The organism is Streptomyces sp. NPDC054840, assembly GCF_053611065.1.
In genome coordinates, this window is the sequence record NZ_JBSGZP010000648.1 from 1 (window position 1) to 4131 (window position 4131).

A 4131-nucleotide genomic window follows, 5' to 3' on the forward strand; every position below is an offset into this window, starting at 1 on the left:
CTCCTCGGGAGTGCGGGGCCCTTCTCGTAACGTCCGGCGGGGGTGGTCAGCCCTGCCAGCTGTGCGGGGCGCGGAAGCCGGGCGTGCGCTCCAGGCGGCGCCAGCCGGCCTGGCCGGGCACGCGCGCCGGGGTCTCCTCGGGCGTGGCGGCCGCGCGGGCGAGCAGGATCGCGGTGATCGCGGCCAGCTCCTCGGGGGCGGCGTTGCCCTTCTCGACGCGCAGCAGGGTGTCAGTGGCGGTGGTCATGTGGTGGCAGGTCTCCTTCGCGGTTACTGCGGCGGGTTGCCGTGCTTGCGGGACGGCAGATCGGCGTGCTTGTTGCGGAGCATCGCGAGGGCGCTGACGAGCACTTCGCGGGTCTCGGCGGGGTCGATGACGTCGTCGACGAGGCCGCGCTCGGCCGCGTAGTACGGGTGCATCAGTTCGGCCTTGTACTCCTTGACCATGCGTACGCGCATGGCCTCGGGGTCCTCGGCGTCCGCGATCTGCTTGCGGAAGATGACGTTGGCCGCGCCCTCGGCGCCCATCACGGCGATCTCGTTGGTCGGCCAGGCGTAGGTGATGTCGGCGCCGATGGACTGGGAGTCCATGACGATGTACGCGCCGCCGTAGGCCTTGCGCAGGATCAGCGAGATCCGCGGGACGGTGGCGTTGCAGTACGCGTACAGCAGCTTGGCGCCGTGGCGGATGATGCCGCCGTGCTCCTGGTCGACGCCCGGCAGGAAGCCGGGGACGTCCAGCAGCGTGATGATCGGGATGTTGAAGGCGTCGCAGAGCTGGACGAAGCGCGCGGCCTTCTCGGAGGCGTGGATGTCCAGGACACCGGCCAGGTGGCCGGGCTGGTTGGCGACGATGCCGACGACCTGGCCGTTCATCCGGGCCAGGGCGCAGATGATGTTGCGGGCCCAGCGCTCGTGGATCTCCAGGACGTCGCCCTCGTCGACGAGCTCCTCGATGACCTTGAGCATGTCGTACGGGCGGTTGCCGTCGGCGGGCACCAGGTCCAGCAGGACCTCGCTGCGGCGGTCCGCCGGGTCGCTCGTCTCGTGGACGGGCGGGTTCTCGCGGTTGTTGGAGGGCAGCATCGAGATGAGGTACCGGACCTCGGAGATGCAGGTCTCCTCGTCGTCGTACGCGAAGTGCGCGACGCCCGAGGTCTCGGCGTGCACGTCGGCGCCGCCGAGGCCGTTTTGGGTGATCTCCTCACCGGTCACCGCGCGGACCACGTCCGGGCCGGTGATGAACATCTGTGAGGTGTCCCGGACCATGAAGACGAAGTCCGTGAGGGCCGGGGAGTAGGCGGCGCCACCGGCGCAGGGGCCCAGCATGACCGAGATCTGCGGGATGACGCCTGAGGCCTTGGTGTTGCGCTGGAAGATGCCGCCGTAGCCGGCGAGGGCGGAGACGCCCTCCTGGATACGGGCGCCGGCGCCGTCGTTCAGGGAGACCAGCGGGGCACCGGCCGCGATGGCCATGTCCATGATTTTGTGGATCTTCGTGGCGTGGGCCTCGCCCAGGGCGCCGCCGAAGATGCGGAAGTCGTGCGCGTAGACGAAGACCGTGCGGCCCTCGACCGTGCCCCAGCCGGTGATGACACCGTCGGTGTAGGGCTTCTTGCTCTCCAGGCCGAACCCCGTGGCCCGGTGGCGGCGGAGCTGCTCGACCTCCCTGAAGGAACCTTCGTCGAGCAGCAGCGCGATGCGCTCACGGGCGGTCAGCTTGCCCTTGGCGTGCTGGGTCTCGGTCGCGCGGTCGCTGGGGCCGCGCCTCGCCTGCTCGCGCAGGGAGTGCAGCTCGGCCACGCGCCCGCGGGCGTCCGTCGGCTCGCTCGGGGTCTGGTCCACAACGGTCATGTACCGACCTTACGAAGATCGCGATGAAAAACCTCCGTTCATTCCGCACAGTCTCAGGAGTCTTCCGCTGTCCGGCCCGCACAGTACGCCCGGCGGATGTACGGACTCCGCCAGACGGGGCACTCGCCCGTTGTGGGACCTTCACAAAAAGCCCTGACACCCCGACTAGATGTTGAAATTTGAACGGAATGGGTCTAGCGTCGTTCCCGTTGAAGTCGTTGAAACTTCAACAGCTTTTCCGGATCGAGCAGGACACTACAGAGGAGCAAGTCATGGGTCTCTTCACCCGCCGCAGCCAGAACGTGAACGTCCAGGACGGCGCCGCCGTCGCCACCCTGGAAGTGGACCCGGCGCTCGCCGCCCTCACCGGTGACTACGCGATCGACCCCGCCCACAGCAGCATCGGCTTCACCGTCCGCCACGCCATGGTCACCAACGTCCGCGGTGCCTTCGCCGAGCACGAGGGGACCCTGCACCTGGACGGCGCCGACCCGGCCCGCTCCACCGCCTCCATCGACGTCAAGATCGCCTCCGTCGACACCGGCATCGCCGACCGCGACGGTCACCTGCGCAGCGGCGACTTCTTCGACGCCGAGACCTTCCCGCTGATGACCTTCCGCTCCACCGAGGCGCGGCAGCTCGGCGGGGAGACCTACCGCATCACCGGCGAACTGACCATCAAGGACGTCACGCGCCCGCTCTCCATCGACCTGGAGTTCAACGGTTCGGCCACCGACGCCTACGGCAACGAGCGTGTCGGCTTCGAAGGCTCCACCGAGATCCTGCGTTCCGACTGGGGCCTGACGTGGAACGCCGCCCTGGAGGCCGGCGGTGTCATGGTCAGCGACAAGGTGAAGCTGACTTTCGACATCTCGGCGATCAAGCAGGCCTGACGCCGGACGCCCCGGCATCCGGAACCGGGGGCGGTCAGAAGCCGCCCCCGCCGTCGAAGCCACCGCCCCCGTCGAAGCCACCGCCGCCGAAGTCCCCGCCGCCGAAGTCGGACGGGTCGAAGTCGGCGCCGGAGACGTCCCCGCCCTCGAAGCCGCTGCCCATGCCGCCGCCGAAGTCCGAGGCGTAGGCGGGGCTGGACATCATCGAACCGAGCATCGTGCCGACGAGCAGGCCGGGCAGGATGCCGCCGCCGAAGTAGCCGCCGGCCCAGGGACCGTACGCCGGGCCGGCGTCGTAGTACGGCCGCGGGCCGCGTTCGGTCTCGACCGTGCGGACCGCCGGGTCCAGGCCGTCGCGCAGTCGTACGGCGTCGGCCGTGCAGACCGGCACGGTACGGGCCGCCCCGGCGGCCGGAGCCCAGGTGGCGTCCTCGGTGCTCGGCCCGTGGCGCGGGTCGAAGAAGCAGGGCGAGCGGCGCTCGGGAAGCGGCCTGCCCTGGCGGCGCGCGTCGAGGGTGGCCAGCGCGAAGCGGCCGTCCTCCAGTGCCTGGGTGACGCCCGTGACCTCGTCGGGGCGCTGGACCGAGGCCATGATCCGTTTGGCCTTCTCGTACGAGTCGAGCCCCTGCTCGTAGTCCTTCCGCATGGCGTCGTCGGCGCCGGGCTCGCCGGGGTGGAAGTCGAGCCGTTCGAGCTCCTCGCCGAAGGCCGTGATGTCCTCGTCGACGACCACGCCGAGCCGGGCGACGGCCTCACGCCGGGTCTCTTCCTTCTTCTTGCGGTTGCGGCGGACCAACGCGTACGCACCGCCACCGCCCACCACGGCCACCGCTCCGAGGACGATCAGTCCGCCGACCGGGGCGCCCTGCTCGGCTCCGGTGGTGCCCCAGGAGGCGGGGGCACTGCCCTTGACCTGGGTCAGGGCCTGGTCCACGAAGTGGTCGAGCTGGGTGTTGGCGTCCACCGGTGCGCCGGTCTTGACCGCCTCGGTGAGGTTGCGTACGGCGTTGTTCGGCATGACCGCCTTGTCGGCGCCGGCCTTGAAGCCGTTGCCGAGCCGGATCGCGTAGAGCCCGGTGATCCCGGTCTCCGCACGGACCGCACCCAGCACCTTGCCCTCGGGGAACTCGGCGGTCGCCGGCAGTACGGCGACGAACACCGGCTTCCCGGCGTCCTTGATCTTCTTCGCGAGCGCGTCCGCCTGGGCCGTGGACAGCTGCGCCTCGGCCCCGGGGGCCACGTAGACCGGGCCCCGCTCGAGAGCCTCCCCCACGGCAGCGACCCCGTCGGCCGCGGACGCCTGGGGCGCGGCCACCAGGGCGGTCGCCGACAGCCCCAGCAGCAGACCGGACAGCAGCGATCCGAAGCGCATGGACATCAGCCT

4 protein-coding genes are annotated in these 4131 nt (G+C 70.3%); 1 reads left to right on the forward strand and 3 read right to left on the reverse strand.

Annotation, left to right across the window (positions count from 1 at the left end):
- Nucleotides 1-46: 46 nt before the first annotated feature.
- Together ACWGIU_RS31525 and ACWGIU_RS31530 are read right to left on the reverse strand one after the other, a co-directional pair.
- On the reverse strand, nt 47-247 hold the full coding sequence (locus tag ACWGIU_RS31525) for an acyl-CoA carboxylase subunit epsilon (RefSeq protein WP_453711530.1): 201 nt from the start codon (nt 245-247) through the stop codon (nt 47-49).
- Nucleotides 248-270: 23 nt separating this feature from the next.
- On the reverse strand, nt 271-1854 hold the full coding sequence (locus ACWGIU_RS31530; RefSeq protein WP_453711531.1) for an acyl-CoA carboxylase subunit beta: 1584 nt from the start codon (nt 1852-1854) through the stop codon (nt 271-273).
- Nucleotides 1855-2126: 272 nt separating this feature from the next.
- Here ACWGIU_RS31530 and ACWGIU_RS31535 point away from each other — a divergent pair, with 272 nt between their 5' ends.
- Nucleotides 2127-2747 carry a YceI family protein gene (locus tag ACWGIU_RS31535; RefSeq protein ID WP_453711532.1) on the forward strand — a complete coding sequence of 207 codons (621 nt, stop codon included), beginning with the start codon at nt 2127-2129 and terminating at the stop codon, nt 2745-2747.
- 34 nt (nt 2748-2781) lie between these two features.
- On the opposite strand, the gene ACWGIU_RS31540 is transcribed toward ACWGIU_RS31535, so the two are convergent.
- A complete protein-coding gene (locus ACWGIU_RS31540; protein ID WP_453711533.1) occupies nt 2782-4125 on the reverse strand; it encodes a hypothetical protein in 1344 nt (447 codons plus the stop codon).
- Nucleotides 4126-4131 lie beyond the last annotated feature (6 nt).